Raw genomic sequence first — 26990 nt, 5'->3', positions numbered from 1 at the left:
TTAATTTATCAGAAGAGTTAGTCTCTCCCAAAGTTCATTGTCAAAACTTGAAGGTCCTAATAGGTTTTCTCCTGTATCTTCTCCCATTCTTACAATTACCAAACCTTGACTTGGAACGATATATAGTTTTTGGTCGTTTTTACCTAGGCCAGAATAGGTGTCTGTTGGTGCGTTGGGTATCAATTCACCATTAAATTCTAATTGAGAACCTGGGGCTCTGTATGCAGATTTGCCATTTAACCACCACAAATAACCATAAGCGTCATTTATATTTTGTGAAGTAGATTTCATATCACTTATATAATTGGTGTCGGCCAAAATAGTTTCTCCGTCCCAAATACCATTGTTTAGATTTAATAAACCAAATCTAGCCATGCTACGAGCAGTACTAAAATATACGTTGTTCAAGTCATTGGTAGAAAACCAGAAACCATCCATGCCTATTCTATCCCTTAAGTTTGTATTAAAATAATCGGACCAATCTTCCTGAGTTGCACTCTGAACTACGCTTTGTAATAAAGTGTAAGGTCCGTTATGGTAAGCCCAACGATTACCTGCATCAGAAACATATGTCAAACAATTGGCTGTAACACAATCAAACTGCAAATCATTCAAACCAGTGGTCATTGTAAGTTGATGCCAAACTGTAATTAAATCTTCCTTCTCTTCTTCTAATGAAGTCCAGTTTTGTCCTAGATAATTTGAAGATTTATCGTTAATACTCAAAAAGCCATCTTCTTGTGCCAATCCTACTGTAAAAGCGGTCAAGGTTTTACCTGCTGAAGCCCAATACCAACTTGTATTTTGTGTGTGGTCATCAAAGTACCATTCTACTAGTAATTGTCCATCTTTTAAAATAATAAAGGCTTTAGTGTCATTCTGATCTAAAAAATCTCTTAAAGGTTCTTCAGCACTACTATCCCAACCAGCTTCGACTACGGACATGGTTTCCCAAGTTGCCGATTGTAAGGGTGGAAAATACAAATTTCTAACTTCAGACTCTTCTTGATTTTCAGTATTGGTATTACTTGGTTCAATGCTATCTGTAGAACATGATATTATAAAAAAACTTATTAAGATATATATGATTGAATTTTTCATCAGTTCAAGGTTTTAGATTTGGACTCTTAAAGGCTTTAAAAGTTTAACGTACTAGCTAAAGAAATATGCATTAAAATCGACCAATTGCAGTGCTTGTTGTATTTTTGCCCTCCATTCAAAGAATATGCGGACAAAATCACTTAAAAAGAACAAAATCAACGTAGTAACCTTAGGCTGTAGCAAGAATGTTTATGATTCCGAAGTTCTAATGGGACAACTTCGAGCGAATAACAAAGAGGTGGTTCATGAAGAAGAAGGCAATGTGGTTGTAATTAATACTTGCGGATTTATAGCGAATGCAAAAGAGGAGAGTGTTAATACTATTTTGGAATATGTTCAAAAAAAGGAAGCCGGAGAAGTGGATAAGGTATTTGTTACTGGATGTTTAAGTGAGCGATATAAGCCAGATTTACAAGTAGAGATTCCTAATGTGGATGAATATTTTGGCACAAGTGATTTGCCAAATTTATTAAAAGCTTTAGGTGCAGATTATAAACATGAATTAATTGGTGAGCGCTTAACCACAACACCTAAAAATTATGCGTATTTAAAAATTGCTGAAGGTTGTGATAGGCCTTGCTCTTTTTGTGCAATTCCTCTAATGCGCGGGAAACATAAAAGTAAACCGATTGAAGAATTGGTTCAAGAGGCAGAAAAATTAGCTACAAAAGGGGTAAAAGAACTGATATTAATAGCTCAAGATTTAACCTATTATGGTCTTGACTTATATAAGAAAAGAAACCTAGCTGAATTACTTCAAAAATTGGTTGCTGTTGATGGAGTTGAATGGATACGTTTACATTACGCTTTTCCGACTGGTTTTCCTATGGATGTGTTAGATGTAATGAGAAATGAACCAAAAATTTGCAATTATATTGATATTCCGTTGCAGCATATTGCTGATCCTATTTTAAAAAGTATGCGTCGCGGAACTACAAAAGCCAAGACTACTAAGCTTTTACAAGATTTCAGGGCAGCAGTACCTGAAATGACAATTAGAACTACCTTGATTGTAGGTTATCCTGGTGAAACTGAAGAAGATTTTCAGACTTTAAAACAATGGGTTGTGGACATGCGTTTTGAACGTTTAGGTTGTTTTACTTATAGTCATGAAGAAAATACACATGCTTATGGTTTAGTAGACGATGTTCCTGAAGAACTGAAACAACAACGCGCTAATGAAATTATGGAGGTACAATCTCAAATTTCTTGGGAATTGAATCAAGAACGCATAGGAGCAATTTATCGCTGCATTATTGACCGTAAAGAAGGTAATCATTTTGTAGGCCGTACGGAGTACGATTCTCCTGATGTTGATAATGAAGTTCTCATTGATGCTAAGAAATATTATGTGAAGATTGGTGATTTTACCAAAATAAAAATTACAGAAGCATCTGATTTTGATTTATACGGTGAACCTATTTCATAAAAAAAGCGCAATCATATCTAATTGCGCTTTATCTTTTTTTTACTTAATTTTATTCTTGTTCTGGAGACAAAAGGCTGTAAACAAAACCAGCAAGTATTGCACCTAAAATTGGAGCAACCCAAAACAACCAAAGTTGTGGTATAGCCCAGGAACCGTCTGCAAATAATGCTTGACTAGTACTACGAGCAGGGTTTACAGAAGTATTTGTTACAGGGATACTGATTAAATGTATTAAAGTTAAACCTAAGCCAATAGCAATACCGGCCGTACCTTTTGGAGCTTTAGAATGAGTAGCGCCTAAAATAATCATTAAGAACATAAAAGTTAATACCAATTCAGCAAAAAAGGCAGCAACCATATTGTAACCAGCCGGTGAATGTTCACCAAATCCGTTGGCGGCAAATCCTCCAAGTTCGAAACCTGGTTTTCCAGTGGCAATAACATACAAAACGGCAGCGCCAGCAATTGCGCCTAAAAGCTGAGCAATAATGTAAGGAAACAAATCTTTTTTGTCAAAACGACCAGCAACAGCAAGACCAATAGATACGGCCGGGTTTAAATGACAACCAGAAATATGACCTATTGCATAAGCCATAGTTAAAACGGTTAAACCAAAGGCCAATGCCACCCCTACAAATCCAATACCAAGTTCTGGATAGGCAGCGGCAATAACAGCACTACCACACCCGCCTAATACGAGCCATAATGTTCCAATAAATTCTGCGATTAATTTTTTCATGATTTCTAAATTTAGTTAGTGTTCTAGTTTAGAAACCATTAGACTTATAAAGTCACATATGCTATTAACTTTTCAACCGTTGGGTGATCATTTCCTCCAGCTGGCTCAATAGTAATGTTTAGTGATTCTGCTTTATCTATATACTTTAGGGTAATAAGCTCTTCATTTGTAGGTAATAAACCCATATCAATCATTTCGCCATCAACATCACTCCACATTTGGTACGTGCTGTTATTTGGGAGTTCAGGCAAACCCTGTGCATTAACAACGACCATTTTATTTTCATGGTTCACATAAGCCACTGCTCTTGAATTTGGTACTAAATCATTTCCATGTAATATGAGCGGTATTGTTTTCGGTCCGTTAATGGTTTTTAAGCGTTGATTGGTTAAAATATAATTTTCTTCCAAAGCATTTAATCGTTCTTGTAAGACCATTGTTTGATTTTGCAAAGAATTATAGTTTGTCTTGGTATTTTGCCAACGATTAAACATTAAGAATGAGGTCATAAAAAATAGAACAGCGACACTTGCTGCTGCATAAAGCCAAATTCTTTCTTTAGACTTTTTTGTTGATTTATGAAGCTTTGTTTGTAATTGAACTTTTACATAATCTGGCGGGCTTATGGCATTTTCTATAGCCATTCTTTCGAAATCTTCTTCTAAAAGTTCAAATTGAGTTCTTAATTGTTCATCACTAGCAATGGCAGCAATGACCTCTTGGCTTTCAAGTGATGAAAGCTCGTCTAAAAGGTATTTTTCTAATAATCCGTTTTCTAATATTTTCTTTCTATCCATCATCAAAAAGTTTCTATTAGTAACCCAATGATTATCAACTCATGACTATAACTTTCGCGAAGCAAAACTAATGCTTGACGAATATAAGATTTGAAAGTACCCAAGGGAACTCCCATCTCTTGATTGGCCTCACGGTGGGTGTAACCCCTAAAATACACTAAAGAAATAGCTTCTTGGTGATGAGGTTCTAATTTGCTAATTGCTCCGTTGAGTCCATTAAAATCTGATTCAGGTTCTAATGTTGCTTTTCTAGTATTTACACTTAATTCTTCACTTTGGATGAGCAAGTCAGGTTTTCGCAAAGAATTTAAAGTAACATTTTTTGCAATGCGATAAGCCCAAGTATAAAATTTACCCTTTGAAGCATCATAAGAGTCAATTTTTTGCCAAATCTTGATAAAAGTCTCTTGTAATAAATCTTCAGCCATTACCTGATTACGGCACATTCTTATAATAACACCAAATAGAGCACCTGAATACTTATCGTATAACAAGTACAGCGCGTCTTTATCCTTTTTGGATAATCGACTGATTATTTCAATGTCCTCTAAGTTATGGGGCATAAGCGATGTTAAAGATATGATAAAATAAGGTTGAACTCATCCAACGGTATTTTTAGGGTGTAAATAAGAACATTAAACATTGAAAAATTAATAATTCTATTAAACAATTAAAAACACAAAAATGAAAAAAGTAATTTTTATTCTTTCAACGGTAGCATTAGTTTTATTTACACAATCAACAAATGCTCAAAAATCTCAAAACATTGTGGATATTGCAGTATCTGTAGACGATTTCTCAACTTTAGTTACTGCTTTAAAAGCAGCAGATTTGGTTGGGGCACTTCAAGGTGATGGTCCTTTTACAGTTTTCGCCCCGGTGAATTCAGGATTTGCAAAAATTGATGCAAATACATTGAATTCTTTACTTGAACCGGCAAATAAAGAAAAACTGGCTGCAATATTAACTTATCATGTAGTAGCTGGTAAAATTGTAGCTGCTGATGTTGTTGCGGCATTAGAAAAAGGAAATGGAAAAGCAGAATTAACGACTTTAAACGGTGGTAAAGTAACCGCGGTTAGCAAAGATGGAGGTATCTTCTTAATGGATGCTAATGGTAATTATAGTAAAATAGCTAAAATAGATGTTATGGCTTCAAATGGTGTAATACACATTATCGAAGATGTTGTAATGCCTCAATAATTTCCCAAATGTATTTATATAAGAACCATCGCTTTTAGCGATGGTTTTTTATTTTACTATACATTCACAAAAGGTTCGTTCAATATAGGTTCTTGCTCATTAAGAGTTAATGCGGTTTGAATGGTTTGACTCCAAATAGCATATCCTTTTTTGTTAAGATGTAAACCGTCGCTCAAATATAATTCAGGCCTTGGTCGATTTTCAGTAGTAATCATTCTAGCAAAAACATTGATGAATTGTGCGTTGAGCTCACCAATAATATATTTTGATAATAAAAGATTGGTTTCAATTATTTGAGGAATTAAATATGTTCTTTCAACACTTGGTTTTAAGCTAATAAAAGCTAATTCTACGGCATCATATTTCTGATGAATTAGGTCTACCAATTCCTTGCAATCTGCGAGTACCTCATGAGGTGTTTTGCCCTCAGCTAAATCATTCTCTCCTGCATATAAAACAATTTTACTTGGGTTTACGTTCTGAAATATTTCTGAAAAATAGTGGGTACACCATGAAAAAGAAGACCCTCCAAATCCTAAATTTAAAACATGTAATGGATGTAAGTCTTTTTTCATGTTTACCCATAAACGAATGGAAGAGCTACCATAAAAAGTAATAAGGTCATTTTGATGATTTAGCTTGTTTACCCTATTCTTAAGTCTTTTAATCTCGTTACTCCATATCTCTGGCGGATTAGACAATTCTTCAGAGTTTATTTGCTTAATCTTAAAATTGTCCGCTTCTTCAATAGTTTCTTGAACATAATTAGCATAGGTCTTTTGATAAGCTTCTACAAACTTAATTAAGTCTTTAGTTGAATTCGATTTTACATATTCGCTGACTTTAAAAGGAGCCAAAATTTTACAATAGTAGAGATTGTCTTTTATTTTTTTATCAAAATTAACAATTACAATAGGGATGATTTTTGGTTCTGGTTTTGAGTTGAGAGCAAGTTTAAAGCTTCCTAACTTAAAAGGACCAGGGGAATTTTCAGTTTTATATGAAGTGCCTTCCGGGCTAATAATCAAATTATAGCCATTTTTTAAATAGCGTTCTCCGTCTTTATAAAAAATACTTCTCACTTCTTTTTTGGTGGTGGAAGACTTATGTTCTGATTCTTTTGTAAATACATTAATATGTCCTAGTTTGTTGTAGTAATTTTGATGTCCATATTCTTGACCCTGACCAATACGAACAGTTCTAATACCAGGTTCGCCATATTTTTTATCTAAAAGCATAGCGCTCACAAAGTGGGAATCTAATGTTATTTGAAAATTGTTGTTTAAAGTATAAAGCTCATCATTAATAAGATGATTATAAATGAATATATTTCCGCTTTCTTCGGGCATGTTTTCCCAACCTTCGATGTGATATGCCAATGGTTCAAATAAGTCTGTAGTTGCTTTTGCGCAGGCCTTTCTAACTTGTTTAGAGTTATTTAATTTGTTGTTTGCTACGGTTTCATAAATATGATGTAAACCATCAATAAAGTCTAGTTCTTCTTTGTCATCTTTTAAAAGCTCAAGACTTAATGAGGCCAAATGTCTTTCTAAAGAAGTTCCTTCGCTTAATAGATTTTCTAGAATATTATAAGCTATTTTTTTAGTTGTACTGTTTTTTAAAAGATGATTGATTTGATGAAACTTAGAAGTTAATGGAAGTCTTGACTTGTTGTTTTCAATCAATTGAAACACTGCCTGAAGATTGTATTTACCCAAAAGACCAATATATCTTAAAAAGGCGGCATTAATTTGATTTCCAATTAGCCATAAGAGTCGTTTATAGAATTGTTCTTCAAAAGAAGGCTCGTCTTTGATAAGTATTGAGAAATCTTTGTAGTCAATAAAATAAACTGCTGTTTTCTTTGTAGTAATAGCTGAGCAAATATCTTTTTCATCAATCAGCGAGGACCATCCAAAAATAAATCCTGCATTACTTATTGAGCGTTGTTTTATTTCAATATTATCCACTTTTCTTTTGATGCTTACTTCGCCTTCAATGAGAATGTATACACCGGCTGCAATACGGTCTTGTATGTATAAAACTTCATAGGGTTCGTATTCACGACGTTCGGCAATAGCTGCTAATTTTGAAAGCCTACCCTCGTTAAATTGGTCAAGAAAAGGAGAACAACGCATTAGGGCTATGATTTCTGAATTATGAATTTCAGGCTTCATAAAAAACTCTTTATCTCTTGTTAGGGGATAGGGTTGAACAGGTTGCAAAAGTTCTACTTGTTTTAGTAAAGCAACTCTAAGTTGATGATATAATTTTGAACATATATTTTGTAATAGTTTGTTCTGAATATCTTTTTTAAAATGATTCTCAAGTTCAGCAATGGTTACTTCGAAGAAAATGGAATCATGAGAAGAAACTACAGTTTTGTAGTGGTATCTTTTTGCGGGTAAAAGACCACTTAAACCTATAGTACTAAATGGTTCGGAAATTTGACATACTAAAATTTCTTGATTAGTTTCTTGCAGTGCAATAAAATAGTCAAAAGCTCCTTGAATTAACCATCGGAAGGTGGTTACTTCTCTATGAATATCAGAAATAATAGTGTCTTTCGCATAATTTCTGGTTTTACCTTCAGGAAATAAATTTTTAAGTAAAGAAATCTCAATCTCTTCTTTCAACGGTTGTCAGTTTGGCGTTCATAAGTATTGAAACTATGAAAATTGAAAGAAGTAGCCAGTGATATTGAGAATTAAAGAGAATGTGGAAATTTAAACTAAAATGATTGACGTATTCTAAAAAAAAGGACCCAATAAATAAATATTAAAAAATTGATAGTTTTTTATTTTCGGCCTAATTCATAATCATATAACTCTCTTCCTAATTGAGCCAAAAAAGGTATGCCTATATCGTCATATTCATAATTGTCATCATTAAAGACACCATCGCTATTGACTAAAATTGTAGCAGTAACTAGAAAATCTATATTGTTTTTGGTGTCTTTTATGTAGGCGCAATCGGTTAAAGTTCCATAAGCATAGCCAACCTTATTATAAATTTTTATGTAATCTGGTATAGGCTCCTTAGTATCACCGTACATAAAGAACTTACCATAGCTATCATAATATTCTGCTTGGTTATAACCAGTGTTTTTTGGCAAGGTATGCATAGCATGGAGTAAAAACTCATGCTGATTTTTATTGAGTTTAAAACGTTCTACTTCAGGAAATTGATTTGGAAAAATAATCCTTTTAAGCAGCTCGTGCTGCGAGTTAATTGGATAGTAATTTTTTAAACCAAAATCAAAAGGTTCTTCATAAAGAGAATCACCAGCATAAAACCCATCACCTTTTTTTACTCCGTTGAATTTTAGTTGCTCCGGTATCTTTGAGGTAATTGATTCTGAAGTTGTAGTTGTACTATCATTTAGATAAATCACTAAGGGTTTTGTGGTTACTTCATCAGCATTAATTGTTGATAGCCTATGTGCTATTCTGAAGGGTTGAAGTCCTTTTAATCTAATTCTATTATTTAAATCATCAAACCCTAAGAACTCAATCAGTCTGTTATTTGCGTCGTTATCACTAACAGCAAAAATTTCTTCTATCGATCGCGCAAAGTTGCTTTTTATAGAATCACCTTCTACATAAAAGTTTGAATATCTATTTAATGAATCTAATTCATTAAGTTTTTCTAGTGTTGCTACTGCTGCAGGAAATTTAACTGTACTCGCAGGATAGAAGTAATTGTTTTTTTCAACTTGAAAGTCATAATCTGTAAAGATAATGCTGTCGTTTAGTCTATCTATTTTGGTATAACGTATTTGAACTTCATGTTGTTCAATACTATCTGCTACAACACTGATTTTTCTGTTTTCTGATTTAAGTGCCTCAAGTAAAGGATTTTTAGGTTCCTCTTTTTTGCACGAAAAAATTAGACATACGAATACTAAAAAGTATATTTTTTGAGATTGCATAACCTTTAGTTCTTAATCTAAATATAATTCTCCTCTATGCGGTTTTAAGTCGTCTCGGGCTTGTATCATTTCAAACTCGGCAACAACCAAAAAAGCAATACTATGCATATCACTTAAATGGCCAAATCCTGTAGTATCAAATTTTAATTCTTCATTTAAAACATATTCTTGCAAATGTTTTTCATAATGCTCGGCGGTTTTAGCCGCAGCTGGGCCTTTAAAATCCCAAATGAACTTAATTTTTCTGTCAAGAATTTTTTCCATTAACGGTTCTAATTTATAGATGGTTTTTATTTAAGCCTTTAATACGGTTGAAAATACTAAAATATTGATTTACAGCGACACTAAAAATGTGTTAATCAATTCCAAACAGCTTGTGTGGCTTTAAGTAATTGTTATTTTTGCGCAATGCTTTTTTTAAAACATCATAATAATAAGTACTTCTTTCTTATTGGGGTACTTTTTTTAGTGTCTTGTGGTTCTTTCTTTAAAGACGGTGAAGATACTTTGCCAATAGCTAGAGTAGGCGAGTCTTATCTTTTTGCTGAGGATCTTGAGCCCTTTATCACAAAGGGGATGTCTAAACAGGATAGTACAGCCTTTGCCGTTAATTTTATAAACAAATGGGCTTCTAAACAACTATTACTTTCTAAATCTAAAATTAACCTATCAGAAGAACAGTTGAACGAGTTCAACCGGTTGGTTAATGATTATAAAACTGATTTGTACACTCGTGCGTATACTGAGGCTCTGGTGCAACAGGCAAATGATACTGCTATTAGTAGTTCTCAATTAAAGACTTTTTATGAAGGTCAAAAAGAGAACTTTAAACTGAATGAAAAAATAGTTCAGCTTAGATTTGTTGAGTTGCCAAATCAATTTTTAGATAAAAAGGTAGTGGTTGATAAGATTAAATCATTTACCGAAGACGATAAAAACTATCTTGACTCGATTGGGGTTCAATTTAAGAAGATCCACTTTAATGATTCAATATGGGTCAGTGCATCTAGAGTGCTAAATGAAATAGCCCCGCTCAATAGCACCAATGAAGATAGGTACTTAAAGAAATCACAATTTTTTGAATTACAAGATTCATTGGGGGTATATTTGGGTAAAGTTACTGGTGTTTTGAATGTTAATGACATCGCACCGCTTTCTTATATAAAAACAGATATCAAAAGAGTACTGTTAAATCGGCGACGATTAGAGTATGTAAGAAAGTTAGAAACGGAAATTATAGACGAAGGTATTCAGAAAAACGAATTTGAAATATATGTGCAAGAAAATTAGAATTTTTACAGCTTTATTTTTTGTAATTGTAATTGGAGTATCAGCTCAAGAAACTAAAAGTAGTGAGTTGACTACTGAGAATAGTGATGAAGCTAAAGACACTGTAGTAATAGGTAAAAGAGTAAAATTAGATGGTATTGCTGCAGTAATTGGCGATTATGTAATTTTAGATTCTGATGTTGAAAAAACATTAATTGACTTAAAAAGTCAAGGGGCTACTACTGATGATATTACTCAATGTCAATTACTAGGAAAACTAATGGAAGATCGTCTATATGCCCACCAAGCAGTCCAGGATAGTTTATTGGTCTCTGATGACCAAGTAAATGCCACTAGTGATCGCCAAATTCAACAATTGACTTCGCAGGTTGGATCAATTGAAAAAGTATTGAAATTTTATAAAAAGCCTGATTTAGCCAGCTTCAGAGCCGAACTTTTTGAAATAAACAAATTGCAAATGTTGTCTCAAAAAATGCAAGGTAAGATTGTTGAAGAAATCGAAGTAACGCCTGAAGAAGTACGACAGTTTTTTTATAAAATACCAGAAGATGAACGCCCTGTTTTTGGTGCTGAATTAGAAATCTCTCAAATTGTTAAACAGCCTGAACCATCAGAGGAGGAAAAGCAAAAAATTATTGATAGACTTAATAATATTAAACAAGACGTAGAAGAGAATGATGCAAGTTTTAATGTAAAAGCAATACTTTATTCTCAAGATCCTGGTTCAAAGTCTAAAGGTGGTTTTTATAGTATGACTAGACAAACACCTTTTGTTAAGGAATTTAAAGATGTTGCTTTTAGTTTACAAGAAGGTGAAATTTCGGATCCTTTTGAGACACAATTCGGATATCATATTATTATTGTCGAAAAAATTAGAGGTCAAGAGGTCGATTTAAGGCATATTCTGTTAAGGCCTGAAGTGTCCGATGAAGAAATGTTAAAAGCTTCTCAAGAATTAGATTCAATCAGGCAGCAGGTTTTAGATGGTAAATATACTTTTGCCGAAGCTGCTCAAAATTTTTCTGATGAAAAAGAAACCAAATTTGATGGTGGTCTTTTACGTAATCCTGTAAATTTTGATTCCAAGTTTGAGTTAACTAAAATGGACCCTACCTTATATAATCAAGTACGTAATCTTAAAGACGGTGAAATTTCAAGACCAACACGTGAAGATGATCCTCGAGGTGGCCCGTCAAAATATAAAATCATGCAGATTTCAAATCGTTATGATGAACATAAAGCGGATTTTGCAAGGGATTACATAAAAATTCAAGAATTAGCCTTAAGGGATAAGCAGTTTAAAGCTGTACAGAAATGGTTAAAAGAAAAAATAGATGACGTTTACATTCATGTTGATAGCGAAAATAGAGATTGTGATTTTGCTAATAATTGGGTAAAAAACTAGTATGTCAGATGTAACCGCTATTGAAAATCTTGTTCAAAAACACAAGGCCCTAAAGTCTGAAATTGCAAAGGTAATTGTTGGTCAGAATGAAGTTGTTGACCAAATTCTTTTATCTATTTATACTGGCGGTCATTCTCTTTTAATTGGAGTGCCAGGTTTGGCAAAAACTTTAATGGTAAATACCATAGCTCAAACCTTAGGTTTAGATTTTAAACGTATTCAGTTTACCCCAGATTTAATGCCAAGTGATATTTTAGGAAGCGAGGTTTTAGATCAAAACAGAAATTTTAAATTCATAAAAGGACCAATTTTTGCTAATATTATTTTGGCAGATGAAATTAATCGTACGCCCCCTAAAACTCAGGCCGCGCTTTTAGAGGCCATGCAAGAAAGGGCAGTAACAATTGCTGGTCAGCAACATAAACTTGAACGTCCATATTTTGTTTTAGCCACACAAAACCCTATCGAACAAGAAGGTACTTATCCTCTTCCAGAGGCGCAGTTAGATAGATTTATGTTTGCTATCAACTTGTCTTATCCTTCAATTGAAGAAGAAATAAATATTGTAAAGTCTACAACTGCTGATAATTCAGTTGTGCTCAACACCTTGTTTAGCGCTGATGCGATTAATGAGGTTCAGAGTTTGATTCGTCGCATTCCCATAGCTGATAACGTAGTTGATTATACAGTACGTTTAGTAAACAAAACGAGACCTAATGTTGAAGGTGTTTCTGATTTTGTAAAGAACTATATTGAATGGGGTGCTGGACCTCGAGCTTCTCAAAACCTAGTATTGGCTGCTAAAGCACATGCTGCGGTCAATGGTAAATTCTCTCCAGACATTGAAGATGTTAAAGCTGTCGCCCCTGGTATTTTAAGACATCGTATTCTTAAAAATTATAAAGCAGAGGCTGAAGGTATTTCTGAAGATAATATTATTCAAGAATTGTTGTAAATAATAAAAACTGTATTGGTTATTTTTAGTTGATAAAATGACAATTATGGCCATAGGTTTACTTGCTTTTTAATAAAAGTGGTCTCATACCCTAATGTATTATTTTATACCCGACTTCATTTTTGTAATTTTAGCAAATTGTAATACTAAAATATTTTTGCAGAATGGCGTTTGACATTGACATGATTAAAGAAGTCTATGCTACCATGGGAGAAAGGGTAGACATGGCAAGGAAATTAGTTGGAAAGCCTCTTACACTGGCTGAGAAAATATTGTATTCCCACCTTTGGGACGGAAATCCTTCTAAAGTATTTCAAAGAGGAAAAGACTATGTCGATTTTGCTCCTGACCGCATAGCTTGTCAAGATGCGACAGCACAAATGGCTTTGTTACAGTTTATGCAGGCTGGAAAGCCAAAAGTTGCGGTACCAACTACGGTTCATTGTGACCATCTTATTCAAGCAAAAAGCGGAGCTGCTGTGGATTTGAAATCTGCGAACAGTAGTAGTGCCGAAGTTTTTAATTTTTTAGAATCAGTTTCTAATAAATATGGAATAGGCTTCTGGAAACCTGGCGCTGGTATTATTCATCAAGTGGTTTTAGAGAATTATGCATTTCCGGGTGGAATGATGATTGGTACTGATTCGCATACTGTGAATGCAGGTGGATTAGGAATGGTTGCTATTGGAGTTGGTGGCGCTGATGCTGTAGATGTTATGGCAGGTATGGCTTGGGAACTTAAGTTTCCAAAACTAATTGGAGTTAAATTGACGGGTACTATTTCAGGTTGGACAGCGCCTAAAGATGTTATATTAAAAGTTGCCGAAATACTTACTGTTAAAGGTGGTACAGGAGCAATTGTTGAATATTTTGGACCTGGAGCTAAAGCATTATCATGTACCGGTAAAGGTACTATTTGTAATATGGGAGCTGAAATAGGGGCAACAACTTCAACTTTTGGCTACGACGAATCAATGGAACGCTATTTACGAGCTACTGAAAGAGCTGATATTGCTGATGCTGCTAATGCCGTTAAAGAGCATTTAACTGCTGATGATGAGGTTTATGCAAACCCAGAACAATACTTTGATCAGGTTATTGAAATCAATTTATCTGAATTAGGACCTTTATTAAATGGACCATTTACTCCAGATTTATCAACTCAAATTGGTAATAGTATGACTGAAAAAGCCACGCAAAATGAGTGGCCAATTCAAGTAGAATGGGGATTAATAGGTTCTTGTACCAATTCATCTTACGAAGATTTATCAAGAGCTTCATCTATAGCACAGCAAGCTTTAGATAAAGGATTAAAAATGAAGGCTGAATTGGGAATTAATCCTGGTTCTGAACAGGTTAGATATACAGCGGAACGCGATGGAATCCTCGGTATTTTCGAAGAATTAGACGCTAAAATATTTACTAATGCTTGTGGACCGTGCATTGGTCAATGGGCTCGTTATAGCGATCCAAAAAATGCACCTAAAAATAGTATAGTTCATTCTTTTAATAGGAACTTCGCAAAACGTGCTGACGGAAACCCTAATACGCACGCTTTTGTTGCTTCGCCAGAAATTACGGCAGCAATTGCTATTGCTGGTCGATTGGATTTTAATCCTTTAACTGATACCTTAATCAATGAGAATGGTGAAGAGGTAAAGTTTGACGAACCAACTGGGTGGGAATTACCTCCAAAAGGTTTTGAAGTGGAGGATGCTGGATTTATAGCTCCGATGGAAAATGGAAGTGGCGTTGAAGTGGTTGTTGCACCAACTTCTGAACGTTTACAGTTGTTAGAACCTTTTGTTCCAATACAAACAGAAGATTTACAAGGTGTTAAACTTTTGATTAAAGCTTTTGGAAAATGTACTACCGACCATATTTCCATGGCCGGACCATGGTTGCGTTACCGAGGTCATTTAGACAATATTGCTAATAACACCTTAATTGGTGCTGTCAATGCATATAATAAGAAAACCAATTTTGTTAAAAACCAATTAACTGGAGAGTATGGCGGTGTTCCGGATACTCAAAGAGCATATAAAGCAGAGGGAATTAAATCAATTGTAGTAGGTGATCATAACTACGGTGAAGGTTCATCAAGAGAACATGCAGCAATGCAGCCACGTCATTTAGGCGTTGCGGCTGTCTTAGTAAAATCATTTGCAAGAATACACGAAACAAACCTTAAAAAACAAGGTATGCTTGGGTTGACTTTTGTAAATGAAAGCGACTATGATTTAATTCAAGAAGATGACACCTTCAACTTTGTTGACATAGCATCATTTGCACCAGGTACTCCCCTTACGCTTGAAGTAATTCATACAGATGAAACTAAAGATACTATAATGGCGAATCACACATACAATCAATCTCAAATAGATTGGTTTAATGAAGGATCTGCTTTAAACGTTATTAAGAAAGAAAACGCATAAATTGATATAAGCAAAACCAAAAAGCTCTTGAGATGTCAAGAGCTTTTTGGTTTTAAAGAACCATTGTATATGGCCATAAAGAAAAAGACAGTTTTAAATATAACTGTTATATTATTCATTCTTTCATTTTTTGTGACACCTCTTGGACACTATGGAAAGCTATTTTTAAATAGGATTTTTTCATTCTCACCGTACATAGTGGATGAAGCTAATCGAAGACAAATAACAGATTTTGATTGGCGTTTGAAAGATGCTGAATGGAATTTAGTAAATTTTGAAAAATCGAAGGGAAAAATTACTCTCATTAACTTTTGGGCATCATGGCGCTTACCCAGCGAGGCTGAGTTAAAAAGTATTCAAGATTTATATAATCAATATAAAGACCAGGTTGATTTTTATATTATTACAAACGAGAATCGACCGCCGGTTGAGGAATTTATGCAGAAGCATGATTTCACTTTTCCTGTTACTTATTTGATAATTGGTGATAAGTCAGCGGTCGAAGTGCCTGAAAAACCCCCTTATTCTTACCTAATTGACCAAACTGGAACCATTGTTATAGAGCAAGATGGTATAGCTGATTGGAATACTTCTACTGTTCGAGATTTAATTGATGATTTGATTGCTCGTTAGAATGAGTCAAGTTACTACCCTTACTTTTTTTAGATTTTCAAGTTTTAAAGAAAAACTTTGGGCTTTTACAATGATGCAATTTGCTCATAAACATCTTTCCAATATAAAAGGCCAACAGTTTTATAAACTTTTAGGTACCGGTCAAGAGGGTTTCAGCCCTAAGCCAGATTTTTCAACTTACGCCATAATTCAGGTTTGGGAGAATGAAACTTTTGCAATGGATTATCATCTTTCTAACCCATTAGTCAAACGCTATAAAGAAAAGTCGATTGAGCATTTTCAGGTCTATCTTAAAAACATCATAGCTCGTGGTGAATGGGCAGGACTAAATCCTTTCAAAAAGAGTAGTGATTTATCAGATATCCAAGCTTATGCAGTTATTACACGTGCTACTATTAAAACCAGGTTATTAGTGAAATTTTGGAAGTTCGTACCTAAATCCAGAAAAGGGCTAATGAAAAATGAAGGATTGCTTTTGACTAAAGGAATAGGGGAGTTACCTTTTAAAAATATGGCCACTTTTAGTTTGTGGAGAAGTCTAGATGATTTAAACAAATTTGCATATCAAACTAAAGGACATCTAAAAGCAATTGGAAAAACACGAGAATTGAAGTGGTATTCTGAAGAGCTCTTCGCCCGTTTTCAACCTTATAAGTCCTACGGAACGTGGTTTGGTGAAAACCCTCTAAATTCTATTAAATAGGAAAGTAATAGAATAATCCAAAAAATAATACCTGCGCAAAGAATAGATGTATTGATATAGTACTATTTCCTTTAATATTTGAATAATGCAGTATTGTTTGTAAGATTATACCAATGGCCAGCCACGCAACATAATTATCTAGTGGAACTTGTCCTTTGAATTCCCAAAAATCAAACACCGGAGCACTTTTTTCCATTAAAAAATCAAGACCTACCATTAAGACAGCTCCGAAGACAATTTTAGACCACTTTTTCAGCTTTAAAATTTTAGCTATTTCAGCAGTAATAAATGTTAGTAAAGCCCAATACGTGCCTATTAAATATGGCACACCATCAAATTTGAGACCTAAATTTTTACCATAACTATATTGACCAAATAGTAAGCCGTAATTAACTCCTAACCATTCCGCTAACATTCCAATCAAAAAAAACAAAACGAAGAATACCCATTTCTTTTTAGTGTTCATGGAAAAAAGCCAAACGAAAAGCACTAAACTAATCAGTAAGTTTAATGGTGATTTTGAAATAAACCAATTAGTGTCACCCCAATAAATACCTATGGCCCCTGAAATATGAAAAAGCCAAATGATTCCAACTCCGAAGGTAACTCGCGATATTTTATTTATGATATTTTCAATCATTAGGTATTACGTCAATTAAGATTTTGGCAGAAAATAAGCAAAGTGGAATACCGCCACCCGGGTGCACAGATCCACCGCAGAAAAATAGGTTTTCAATTTTTGTACTAAAATTTGGATGTCTTAAAAAAGCAGCGAATTTAGAATTACTGGCAGCACCATATAAAGCTCCTCTATGAGAGCTTGTGCTTGTTTCAATACCTACGGGGTCTAAAATAAATTCAGTGGTAATGTAACTTTCTACATCAGTTTTAAAAACACGATTAATTTTCTCTACAATAGTGGTACGGGCTTTTTTAATTAGTTCGGGCCAGTCTTGACCATAATTGCCTGGAGCATTAATCATAACAAACCAATTCTCTGAATCTTTTGGAGCATCCTGGGTATTTTCCTTGCTTGTAATATTGATATAAACGGTTGGGTCATCATGCAAAGTTTTCTCATCAAAAAGCTTTTGAAACTCTTTCTTGTAATTAGCGCTAAAAAGGATATTGTGTAAATCGAGTTCTGGAAACTCTTTGTTTATTCCCCAATAAAAAATAAGCGCTGAACTTGAACGTTCTTGTTGTAATACTCTTTTCGGCTGTTTTTGTTGAGTTAGTAGTTTCTTATAAGTTGGATATACATCCATGTTACTTACAACTATATCTGCTTTTAAAGCTTCACCATTACATCTGATGCCTTTGGCGATATTGTTTTCAACTATAATTTCATCAACCTGTCGATTAAAATGAAATTGTACCCCAATATCTTTCGCTAGTTTATATATAGATTTGGTTATACTATGCATTCCTCCTTTAGGAAAATAGGTTCCGAGGTCCATCTCTAAATGAGGAATCATAGACATAATGCCTGGTGTTTTAAAAGGTGAAGACCCATTATAAGTGGCATACCTATTAAATAGTTGAATGAGTTTAGGGTTTTTAAAATACGATTTGTTTTCAGTGTCTAGTGATTTATAGATACCCATTCCACCGATACGAAGAAGTGCTTTTAATGTTTTTTTAGAGAAATACGTACTTGATTTATGGAGTGATTTTTCAAGAAAAATAGAACTAGTATGCTCATATTTTTTTTTATTATTAACTAAATATTTTTTGATGTTTTCTGACGACTCGGAAAAGACTTCGGCTCCTTGAATGGCAAAAGTATCTGAATCTGCTGAAGCCTGAAATCTTGTACCATCTTCCCAAAAATAATTGCAGATAGTTTCTTTTCGTGAATATTGAAAATAGTCTTCTGGTTTTTTACTATGTAGTTCAAACAGTTCAGTGACTAACCAAGGCATGGTAAATAATGACGGTCCTAAATCAAATCGATAACCATCAACAGTCTTGGAATGTAATTTTCCCCCAGGATACGAATTCGATTCAAAAACAGTTACATAGTATCCTTTTTTGATTAATCGGATTGCAGAGGCTAATCCTGCTATTCCAGCGCCAATAATAATGGCAGTTTTTGGCATTACTTTTTAAAATACTTAAAAGGAACTACAAGCATTCCGAAACATTCTCCATGGTCCTTACCTAAATGTTTATGATGCATTTTATGTGCTCTTCGAACACCTTTTGCGTACCAATTATTGGCGTTTCTTAATAGCTTAAATCTTTGATGAATAAATATGTCATGAACAACAAAATAGGCAATACCGTACGCGAGAATACCGAAACCTAAAGGGTATCCATACCAGAAACTAGTTTCGGACCCTAAATAAAAACAACTCATACTCACAACAGCATAAAAAATAAAAAAGAAGTCATTGCGCTCAAACCATGAATCATGATCTTTTTTGTGATGATCTTGATGCAGCTTCCAAAGAAAACCATGCATCACATATTTATGAGTGAACCATGCCATGAATTCCATTGTAGAGAATGTTCCTAAGAAAATGACAATCCAAAGAAAAATTTTCATTGTACTAAACCAATTGAAGTTTGTAATTAACGTAAGATTTCGCTAAAAGACCAAATTTTTGGTAATTAGGAACACGAATTCTAGTATTCTTTATTTCAAGAGGAGGCGTATTTTGAAGTTTTTGTAATAGTTTGTTATAATATTTATACGCTGTATAAACACCAAACTTAGCATCAGCTGGTAGTCTTTCAATACCAGAATAGCCCAATGCAAAGTCTGTTTTAATTTCGTCCACGATTCTCTTTTTAGAAACTTCGTCTAGCTCCAACAAATTTGTGTTTGGAAAATACGAACGTTCTAGAAGCTCAAAATCAGCTTTCAAATCTCGTAAGAAATTGACTTTTTGAAAAGCAGAGCCTAATGCCATTGCAGACTCTTTTAATTCTTCGTATTGCTCTTTATTACCATCTACAAATACACATAAGCACATAAGACCTACAACATCTGCAGAACCGTAAATGTATTCTTTATATTCAGCATTTGTTTTATATTGTTTTTTAACCAAATCCATTCGCATACTTTTCATAAAAGAAGCCACAAGATCAAATGGGATATCATATTTATGATAGGTATATTGAAAAGAATTTAAAATTGGGTTTAAACTAATTTTATGCTCAATTGCATTTTGCAAATCTTTTTCGAAATTATTGAAAAGCTCTTCTTTATTATAGTCATGAAAGGTGTCGACAATTTCATCTGCAAAACGCACAAATCCATAAATATTATAAATATCGCTTCTTATTGAAGTGCCTAACATTTTAGTTGCTAAGGCAAATGACGTACTGTATGATTCAGTCACTATTTTACTACAGTCGTAAGACACGTTATCAAAAAGAGATTTCATTTTAAATGTGTTTTTTAATAATCAATTCGGAGACCAATTTACCTGATATTAAAGACGGAGGCACTCCTGGCCCTGGCACAGTTAATTGTCCGGTAAAGTATAAGTCTTTTACTTTTTTACTTTTTAATCCAGGTCTTAAAAAAGCAGTCTGGGTTAATGTGTTTGCCATTCCGTACGCGTTGCCTTTAAAAGAATTATACTCTTCTATAAAGTCGTTGACACAGAAGCTTTCTTTAAATATAATGTTATTTTTTACATCCTGCTTTGTTCTTAACGCGAATCGATTAAGAATAAGGTCAAAATATTGATTTCGTAATTGTTCTGTATCCTCAAGCCCTGGCGCAATAGGAATTAGAAAAAAGCCCGTTTCACAACCTTGAGGCGCCATACTATCATCCGTCACTGAAGGAAAATTTGCATAGAATAAAGGTTCGCTAGGCCATTTCGGATTGTCATAAATTTCTTCAGCATGTTTTTCAAAGTCAGTATCGAAAAATAGATTGTGATGCTCTACATTATCTAGTTTTTTATCAAAACCAACATAAAATAATAAAGAAGATGGAGCGTAAGTTTTCTTATGCCAGTAGGCCTCAGAATATTGTCTATAGTTTTTATTTAGCAGAGTTTCACTGTGATGATAATCTGCTCCGCTTATGACAACATCAGCATATATTTTCTTTCCATCCACTTGGATACCGGTTGTTTTTCCGTCCTTGACTTCTATTTTTTGAACTGCAGAATTAACATGAATATGTACACCCAAGTCCTCGGCCAATTTTTTCATGGCTTTGATAATTTCATACATACCACCTTCAGGATGCCAAGTGCCTAAACCGAAATCAGCAAAATTCATAAAACTATAAAATGAAGGCGTGTTACTAGGTTTGGCACCTAAAAACAAAACTGGGAATTCTAAAGTTGAAATTAATTTTGGATTTTTAAAACGCTTTCTTACCTCTTGACTTATAGTTTTAAAAAATTGATCTACTCTTAAAACAGTGTCTTTAGTTACAAGCTCAAATGGGGATAATCCAGGTCTAAGCACTATTTTATTAATGGCGATATCATAATTCTCTTGGGCTTTATTTATAAAACTTCTAAGATGTTCTGAACTTCCTTTTTCAATGCGTTCAAATTCATCACATATCTTATCCATACAGTCACCGATTGTAATGACTTCATCAGAAAAAAATATTTTATAGGCAGGGCTTAACTTGTTGAGTTTATAGAAATCAGAGGTAGATTTACCAAAATCATTAAAGAATTTTTCGAAAATATCAGGCATCCAGTACCAACTTGGTCCAATATCAAAAGTGAATCCTTCTTTTTTTAATTGTCTAGCTCTACCACCAACAGTTTCATTCTTTTCAAAAACTGACACATCAAAACCTGCTTTGGCAAGGTGACACGCTGCAGATAACGACGAGAAACCAGATCCAATAACTACTACTTTCTTCATATAATGTAATACGCTTACGCTAAACTATTGGTTAATTTTTCAATAGAATTAAATGTTTTAATAGAATCTGGTAGTGTTTGTTGCGAAATATGTTGCACTTGATGTCCAAGAATCCAAAGCTTAGAATTGCCAGACTGATTTAATGTGGTATTGAATTGTTGTATATATTTTCCAATTTCATCTTTGTTTGGAGATACTGTGAAATAAGAAACAAAATGAAGGTTGTCATAGTACTTTAATAAATCTACCAAGTTTTCAATTGGCATTGTTTGCCCAAGGTAAATAGATTTATAGCCTTTTAAAATAATTTCATAGTTAAGATATAAAAGCCCTAATTCATGAATTTCATTTTCAGGTAAGAATAATGCAAAAACCTTGTCTTTTCTAGTAGGCTCAATGAGTTGTAACTTCTCAGTATTAATGTAAACCTTTTGTTTAATCAAATTAGTTATAAAATGTTCGTGAGAAGGACTTATGGTATCAGTTTGCCATAAAAGCCCTAACTCATTCAAGAGTGGAATAAAAACTTCGTTAAAAATGTCTCTAAAAGAACGCTCTGCGAGTAAGCTATTGTAAGTGTTGAAAAATAGGGTCTGATCAAAATTTATCATTGACAATTTGAACGCATTGATAGCATGACTCTTTTCACTATTCTTGGCTACAATTTCCCGGACTATAACCGGAATTTCGCTTTCAGGAAGTTTCGCAATTTTTGATATTTTATATCCGTTGTGATATAGAAGGGTGATGTTCAAAAGCTTTTGCAAACTTTTTAAACTGTATGTTCTAATATTAGTAGACGTTCTTTCGGGTGAAAAGAGATTATAACGCTTCTCCCATATTCTAATAGTATGCGCTTTAATTCCGGATAGGTTCTCCATATCACGGATGCTGAATAATTTCTTTACGTTGTTCATTTTTTTAGAAAAATCGTTAAACAAAGTTACAATTTTAATAATACTATTGTTATAAGCAAGAGTTAAATTTTCATGAAAGTCTAATAAGAAAAGGATACCAAATAAAAAACCTCTTAATTATCATAAGAGGTTTGTGCGCACGAGAAGACTCGAACTTCCACGGCCTAGTGGCCACCAGCCCCTCAAGCTGGCGCGTCTACCAATTCCGCCACGTGCGCTAAAGAGTGCGCAAAAATAATCAAAATACTTGTTCTAATAACTAACTTGATTTCATTAAAAAAGAGTTTAACTGCTTTTATGGCATAAAAAAAACCAACCTAAATTTAGATTGGTTTTTATAAAGTGACCTGACTGGGGCTCGAACCCAGGACCCTCTCCTTAAAAGGGAGATGCTCTACCAACTGAGCTATCAGGTCAAACGCTTTAGAAGAAATTGCCCTAAGCGGCTGCAAATATAATATCAATTATTAATTTATCAAGCCCATTTAGTAATAAATTTGTGTTTTTAAAATCATAAAATGTCTAAGAACTTAAAAGTAGTCTTATTAGGATATATGACTAGTGGAAAATCTACCATTGGAAAAGTATTAGGTGAGCAATTAAAAATAGCCTTTGTTGATTTAGATGATAAGATTGCCGATGCCGAAGGAATGCCGGTTTCTGAGATATTTAGTAGAAAAGGAGAATTATTCTTTCGAAAAAAAGAAACTGAAATACTTAGTAGACAACTAAATGAAGAATCTAGTTTTATTCTTTCCCTGGGTGGTGGAACACCTTGTTACGGAAAAAACCTCGAAATCATCCATGCGAAGACTGAAAATACTTTTTATTTAAAACTTAATATTTCGTCATTACTAGAGCGCCTAACAAATGAAAAAAGTAAAAGGCCTTTGGTGGCCAATATTGCGGATGATGATTTGCCTGAATTTATAGGAAAACATTTATTTGAAAGAAATCAGTTTTATGCTTCAGCTAAACGTATTATTGAATGTGACGGAAAATCAGTTCAATGGATTGTGGACGAAATCGCAAATAAACTACTTTAAAAAAACTGCATCATTTTTTGTTTCAAATACCACCTCAATATGTTCATTCAGTGATGTTGATAGTGAAATGCCTTTATAATCAGCCTTAACAGGATACTTTTTATGATTTCTATTCACTAAAACAGCAGTCTTTAATTGCTTTAATGGTGTTTTTAAAAAATGATGAACGCCATAAATAAGTGTGGTGCCCGAATTTAAAACATCATCAACTAACACAACTGATTTGTTGGTGTAATCTTCAATTGACAGCGAAGTTGAGACACCGCTATCTAAAGGATTTGACTTATTCATTTGTACTTTGCAAAGCGTTATTTCGGCTTGTGTGATTTTTCTAAGGATTTGACTTATTTTTTTTGCAAAATTGAGGCCTCCACCTTCTATTCCAGCAATAATTATCTCCTTCTCTTCAACATTACCTTCATAAATTTGATAAGCAATACGCTTGGTTTTGTGCTGTATTTGTTGATGTGTCAGAATTTGATTGATCATAGTATTATGATTTTAGCAAAGATAAAACAGATTATTCTGATTCATCTAGATAACCGTCAATATCACGTCTATCTTTTTTTGTTGGTCTACCCATGCCTTTTTTTCTGTAATAGTCTTTTGCATGTTTTAACAATTCGTCATGGTGAAAGGCTTCTTTTGGAGTAGTGTCTTTTCTGTAAACATTGACAAGTTTAGCACCAACTCTGCTTTCTGGCAAATCTAAAATTGTTAGTTGATAATCAATTTGATTTTTTCGAACAACTAGTTTGTCCGTAGGATATACATCTCTTGACGGTTTGACGACTAGACCATTGACTTTAATTTGCCCCTTTTTACAGGCAGTGGTGGCGATATTTCTTGTTTTATAGTAGCGAACGCTCCATAAGTATTTGTCAATACGCATATCGAATGCAAATGTTTGTTAAGATTAGAATCAAAAATAAGGGAAAATTGTATCTTGCGCGTTCCAATAATTTAATGCTTAATGAAAAGGTTTTTATTATTATCAATTGTATTAACTGTTTTATGTTCGTGTAATGGAGATGATGGTATTTTAGAAGCAGACCCGCCAAGACTTTTAGCAGAGGTTGCCGCTGAGAATGAGGCTGAAATACAAGAGTTTCTTCAAACGCATTTTTATAATTATGAAGAGTTTCAGACCGCAGCTTCAGATTTTGATTTTAAAGTTGTAATAGATACTATAGCTGGAGATAATGCTTCAAAAATACCATTGTCGCAGCAAGTTGAATCTGAAGTTGTTTTAATTTCTTCTACAGATTTTGGACTAGAGGAAGATGAGGTTGATATTCCACACACTTATTATTGGCTAGTTGCTAATGGAGGTGGAGGTAGTGCGCCAACCGTTGCTGATTCTACTTTTGTTGTATTTGAAGGTGTTGCTATAGACGGTAATGTTTTTCAGAGTCAAATAGGGAGCGGTATTTGGTTAGACTTACAAGGTAATGGAACAGCTGCAAACCCTGGAGTTGTTGCCGGTTTACAGGAAGGAATAGTAAATTTTAAATCGGGTACAGATGTGACAGATTTTCCTGATGGTACATTTGAAATTGATAATTTTGGATCCGGATTAGTAATTATGCCATCCGGACTTGCCTATTTTAATGGTACTCAACCAGGCTCATCTTATGAGCCTATAATTTTTAATATCAATCTTTTAGCAGTTGAAACTGCAGATCATGATAGAGATGGTGTGCCTAGTATACTAGAAGATAGAGATAATGACACTGATTTATTTAATGATGATACTGATGAAGATGGGATACCAGATTATATAGATTTTGACGATGACGGTGATGGTACTTTTACTGAGGATGAAGATGTTGATGGAGATGGTGATCCAACCAATGATGATACTGACGGTGATGGTATTCCGGATTATTTAGATCCAGATAACAGCTAAAAAAAAGCCCCAATATTGGGGCTTTTTAATTTTATATTTTCAAAGAAAAACTCAAAATTAATTGATCTGGTCTAGTATCAACTCTATCACCGTTTAGGGTAGTGATGTTAGAATTAATAAAATTGACCTCGTTCTCACTAAAACCTCTTTCATAACGTAAGTCAATTCCGAACTTGCCAAGATTTACTCCCGCACCAATGTTAAGACCTACGGAAAAATTGTTTTCAACATCGTCAAAAGTGATTCCATCAAATTCTGTATCTAAAAGATATTGAAAAGCCGGTCCAGCAAAAACATGTAAAGGTCCAATAACTTTAGTACCTACTAAAATGGGTACATCTAATTTCTTAATCTTTAGGTCACCTTCATCGTAACCAGAGCTAGTACTTGTATAAACGACTTCAGGGCGTAGGTAAATTCTATTTCCAATTTTACCAAAAAAGCCAACATGAAATCCTGCGTTCTTATCAGGGTTTTCAAAAGCCTGTTCAGCAGAATTAAAATAATCGCCGTTGCCATTGTAATTTAAACCTGCTTTGATACCAAAGCTTGAACCTGCTTGTGAAAAAGCTGTAGTACTAATAAGTGCCACAACCAAAACTAGAAGTGTTTTTTTCATAATGTGTTTCGTTTTAATAGTTACGTTGAAAAGAGGTATCAAAGACGATACCAAAACCTATTTTCTTTTCAATACTTTTAAAACGGCTTCCTCTATAGCTTTATTGTTGAGACCATACTTATCCATTAATTGGTCAGGAGTACCACTTTCACCAAAGATGTCTTGTGTTGCTATAAACTCTTGCGGTGTTGGATGATGTTGGGCTAATGTTCTAGAAACACTTTCGCCTAACCCTCCTAAATAGTTATGCTCTTCTGCCGTTACAATGCAACCGGTTTTTTTAGCAGAAGCTATAATAGCCTTTTCATCAAGAGGTTTAATGGTATGTATATTAATAACTTCGCAAGAAATGCCTTGGTTTTCTAAGGTTTCAGCAGCTATTAAAGATTGCCATACTAGATGACCAGTAGCAACAATAGTTACATCAGTTCCTTCACTCAGCATTAGAGCTTTTCCAATTTTGAAGTCTTGGTCAACCGGTGTAAAATTTGCAACTTTAGGTCTTCCAAAACGAAGATATACAGGACCATGGTGTTCGGCTATTGCTAAAGTCGCGGCTTTTGTTTGATTAAAATCGCAAGGGTTAATAACCGTCATTCCAGGCAGCATTTTCATTAGACCAATGTCTTCTAAGATTTGATGTGTAGCCCCATCTTCACCTAATGTTATACCAGCATGTGAAGCACAAATCTTTACATTTTTATCTGAATAAGCAATAGATTGTCTGATTTGATCATATACACGACCGGTAGAAAAATTTGCAAAAGTACCGGTAAACGGAATTTTTCCTCCAATAGTTAAACCAGCTGCAATACCCATCATATTCGCTTCTGCAATTCCAATTTGAAAAAAACGTTCAGGATTCTCATCAATAAAGGTTTGAATCTTTAAAGAACCTACTAAATCAGCACAAAGTGCTACAACATTTGGGTTAGTTCTTCCTAATTCAGTCATACCAGCTCCATAACCACTTCTTGTATCTTGCTTTCCTTGATCTATATATTTTGTCATAATTCCCGCTTGG

Annotated in this window: 27 protein-coding genes and 2 tRNA genes; 10 read left to right on the top strand and 19 right to left on the bottom strand. The window is 34.0% G+C overall.

Going from position 1 to position 26990, the window contains the following annotated elements; genetic code table 11:
* A complete protein-coding gene (locus tag RM542_RS10495) occupies positions 1–1101 on the bottom strand; it encodes a serine hydrolase (RefSeq protein WP_311385704.1) in 1101 nt (366 codons plus the stop codon).
* Between the two features lie 124 nt (positions 1102–1225).
* Here RM542_RS10495 and rimO point away from each other — a divergent pair, with 124 nt between their 5' ends.
* Positions 1226–2530, top strand: a complete 1305-nt coding sequence (gene rimO, locus RM542_RS10490; protein ID WP_311385703.1) for a 30S ribosomal protein S12 methylthiotransferase RimO — start codon at positions 1226–1228, stop codon at positions 2528–2530.
* A 49-nt stretch (positions 2531–2579) separates the two neighbouring features.
* Here the strand turns inward: rimO and aqpZ are convergent, their stop codons facing one another.
* From aqpZ to RM542_RS10475, 3 genes are read right to left on the bottom strand one after another with little or no spacing between them, the layout of a single operon-like run.
* Positions 2580–3269: an aquaporin Z gene (gene aqpZ / locus RM542_RS10485; RefSeq protein WP_311385702.1), complete on the bottom strand. Its 690-nt coding sequence runs from the start codon at positions 3267–3269 to the stop codon at positions 2580–2582.
* 44 nt (positions 3270–3313) lie between these two features.
* Positions 3314–4066: an anti-sigma factor gene (locus RM542_RS10480; protein WP_311385701.1), complete on the bottom strand. Its 753-nt coding sequence runs from the start codon at positions 4064–4066 to the stop codon at positions 3314–3316.
* Positions 4067–4068: 2 nt separating this feature from the next.
* Positions 4069–4629 carry a sigma-70 family RNA polymerase sigma factor gene (locus RM542_RS10475; protein ID WP_311385700.1) on the bottom strand — a complete coding sequence of 187 codons (561 nt, stop codon included), beginning with the start codon at positions 4627–4629 and terminating at the stop codon, positions 4069–4071.
* Between the two features lie 121 nt (positions 4630–4750).
* Here RM542_RS10475 and RM542_RS10470 point away from each other — a divergent pair, with 121 nt between their 5' ends.
* Positions 4751–5269, top strand: coding sequence for a fasciclin domain-containing protein (locus RM542_RS10470; protein ID WP_311385699.1), 519 nt, complete (start codon positions 4751–4753; stop codon positions 5267–5269).
* Positions 5270–5325: 56 nt separating this feature from the next.
* Here the strand turns inward: RM542_RS10470 and RM542_RS10465 are convergent, their stop codons facing one another.
* From RM542_RS10465 to RM542_RS10455, 3 genes are all read right to left on the bottom strand, one after another.
* A complete protein-coding gene (locus tag RM542_RS10465; protein ID WP_311385698.1) occupies positions 5326–7905 on the bottom strand; it encodes a cyclic nucleotide-binding domain-containing protein in 2580 nt (859 codons plus the stop codon).
* A 161-nt stretch (positions 7906–8066) separates the two neighbouring features.
* Positions 8067–9200 (bottom strand): serine hydrolase, encoded by a 1134-nt coding sequence (locus RM542_RS10460; RefSeq protein WP_311385697.1) that lies wholly within the window; start codon positions 9198–9200, stop codon positions 8067–8069.
* Positions 9201–9212: 12 nt separating this feature from the next.
* A complete protein-coding gene (locus RM542_RS10455) occupies positions 9213–9464 on the bottom strand; it encodes a hypothetical protein (protein ID WP_311385696.1) in 252 nt (83 codons plus the stop codon).
* A 144-nt stretch (positions 9465–9608) separates the two neighbouring features.
* On the opposite strand from RM542_RS10455, the gene RM542_RS10450 reads away from it, so the two are divergent.
* The 6 genes from RM542_RS10450 (at position 9609) to RM542_RS10425 (ending at position 16621) form a co-directional block, all read left to right on the top strand.
* Complete coding sequence (locus tag RM542_RS10450; RefSeq protein ID WP_311385695.1) at positions 9609–10490, top strand: peptidyl-prolyl cis-trans isomerase; 882 nt, start codon at positions 9609–9611, stop codon at positions 10488–10490.
* A complete protein-coding gene (locus RM542_RS10445; protein WP_311385694.1) occupies positions 10474–11895 on the top strand; it encodes a peptidylprolyl isomerase in 1422 nt (473 codons plus the stop codon). Before RM542_RS10450 ends, RM542_RS10445 begins: the two co-directional genes overlap by 17 nt.
* 1 nt (position 11896) lies before the next feature.
* The gene (locus RM542_RS10440) at positions 11897–12850 is read left to right on the top strand and encodes a MoxR family ATPase (protein WP_311385693.1); all 954 of its coding nucleotides are present in this window, start codon (positions 11897–11899) and stop codon (positions 12848–12850) included.
* Positions 12851–13014: 164 nt separating this feature from the next.
* Positions 13015–15285, top strand: coding sequence for an aconitate hydratase (locus RM542_RS10435; protein ID WP_311385692.1), 2271 nt, complete (start codon positions 13015–13017; stop codon positions 15283–15285).
* Positions 15286–15312: 27 nt separating this feature from the next.
* Complete coding sequence (locus tag RM542_RS10430; RefSeq protein WP_311385691.1) at positions 15313–15918, top strand: TlpA disulfide reductase family protein; 606 nt, start codon at positions 15313–15315, stop codon at positions 15916–15918.
* A 1-nt stretch (position 15919) separates the two neighbouring features.
* Positions 15920–16621 (top strand): DUF3291 domain-containing protein, encoded by a 702-nt coding sequence (locus RM542_RS10425; RefSeq protein WP_311385690.1) that lies wholly within the window; start codon positions 15920–15922, stop codon positions 16619–16621.
* On the opposite strand, the gene RM542_RS10420 is transcribed toward RM542_RS10425, so the two are convergent.
* The 8 genes from RM542_RS10420 to RM542_RS10385 all read right to left on the bottom strand — a co-directional run bounded on the left by RM542_RS10420 (position 16614) and on the right by RM542_RS10385 (position 22808).
* The gene (locus RM542_RS10420) at positions 16614–17261 is read right to left on the bottom strand and encodes a carotenoid biosynthesis protein (protein ID WP_311385689.1); all 648 of its coding nucleotides are present in this window, start codon (positions 17259–17261) and stop codon (positions 16614–16616) included. The genes RM542_RS10425 and RM542_RS10420 overlap by 8 nt on opposite strands.
* On the bottom strand, positions 17254–18723 hold the full coding sequence (gene crtD / locus RM542_RS10415) for a 1-hydroxycarotenoid 3,4-desaturase CrtD (protein ID WP_311385688.1): 1470 nt from the start codon (positions 18721–18723) through the stop codon (positions 17254–17256). Before crtD ends, RM542_RS10420 begins: the two co-directional genes overlap by 8 nt.
* Positions 18723–19172, bottom strand: coding sequence for a sterol desaturase family protein (locus RM542_RS10410; protein WP_311385687.1), 450 nt, complete (start codon positions 19170–19172; stop codon positions 18723–18725). Before RM542_RS10410 ends, crtD begins: the two co-directional genes overlap by 1 nt.
* Before the next feature lie 4 nt (positions 19173–19176).
* Positions 19177–20016: a phytoene/squalene synthase family protein gene (locus RM542_RS10405; protein WP_311385686.1), complete on the bottom strand. Its 840-nt coding sequence runs from the start codon at positions 20014–20016 to the stop codon at positions 19177–19179.
* A gap of 1 nt (position 20017) precedes the next feature.
* On the bottom strand, positions 20018–21475 hold the full coding sequence (locus RM542_RS10400) for a phytoene desaturase family protein (RefSeq protein ID WP_311385685.1): 1458 nt from the start codon (positions 21473–21475) through the stop codon (positions 20018–20020).
* A gap of 14 nt (positions 21476–21489) precedes the next feature.
* The gene (locus tag RM542_RS10395; protein WP_311385684.1) at positions 21490–22392 is read right to left on the bottom strand and encodes a MerR family transcriptional regulator; all 903 of its coding nucleotides are present in this window, start codon (positions 22390–22392) and stop codon (positions 21490–21492) included.
* Between the two features lie 134 nt (positions 22393–22526).
* Positions 22527–22610: transfer RNA gene (locus RM542_RS10390), tRNA-Leu, on the bottom strand.
* A gap of 125 nt (positions 22611–22735) precedes the next feature.
* Positions 22736–22808 (bottom strand) — tRNA-Lys (locus tag RM542_RS10385).
* Positions 22809–22910: 102 nt separating this feature from the next.
* On the opposite strand from RM542_RS10385, the gene RM542_RS10380 reads away from it, so the two are divergent.
* Positions 22911–23438 carry a shikimate kinase gene (locus RM542_RS10380; protein ID WP_311385683.1) on the top strand — a complete coding sequence of 176 codons (528 nt, stop codon included), beginning with the start codon at positions 22911–22913 and terminating at the stop codon, positions 23436–23438.
* On the opposite strand, the gene RM542_RS10375 is transcribed toward RM542_RS10380, so the two are convergent.
* Together RM542_RS10375 and RM542_RS10370 are read right to left on the bottom strand one after the other, a co-directional pair.
* Entirely contained in the window at positions 23430–23927 is a 498-nt protein-coding gene (locus RM542_RS10375; protein WP_311385682.1) for a phosphoribosyltransferase family protein, read from the bottom strand. The two genes, RM542_RS10380 and RM542_RS10375, sit on opposite strands and share 9 nt — an antisense overlap.
* A gap of 31 nt (positions 23928–23958) precedes the next feature.
* Positions 23959–24330: an RNA-binding S4 domain-containing protein gene (locus tag RM542_RS10370; RefSeq protein WP_311385681.1), complete on the bottom strand. Its 372-nt coding sequence runs from the start codon at positions 24328–24330 to the stop codon at positions 23959–23961.
* Between the two features lie 81 nt (positions 24331–24411).
* Here RM542_RS10370 and RM542_RS10365 point away from each other — a divergent pair, with 81 nt between their 5' ends.
* Entirely contained in the window at positions 24412–25347 is a 936-nt protein-coding gene (locus RM542_RS10365) for a hypothetical protein (protein ID WP_311385680.1), read from the top strand.
* Positions 25348–25378: 31 nt separating this feature from the next.
* On the opposite strand, the gene RM542_RS10360 is transcribed toward RM542_RS10365, so the two are convergent.
* Both RM542_RS10360 and RM542_RS10355 read right to left on the bottom strand, forming a co-directional pair.
* A complete protein-coding gene (locus tag RM542_RS10360; protein ID WP_311385679.1) occupies positions 25379–25966 on the bottom strand; it encodes an outer membrane beta-barrel protein in 588 nt (195 codons plus the stop codon).
* Positions 25967–26023: 57 nt separating this feature from the next.
* On the bottom strand, positions 26024–26977 hold the full coding sequence (locus RM542_RS10355; protein ID WP_311385678.1) for a transketolase C-terminal domain-containing protein: 954 nt from the start codon (positions 26975–26977) through the stop codon (positions 26024–26026).
* Positions 26978–26990: the final 13 nt, after the last annotated feature.

The sequence above is a fragment of the Croceitalea sp. P059 genome, from assembly GCF_031846365.1.
GTDB lineage: Bacteria > Bacteroidota > Bacteroidia > Flavobacteriales > Flavobacteriaceae > Croceitalea > Croceitalea vernalis.
This window is presented reverse-complemented; position numbering and strand designations above follow the sequence as displayed.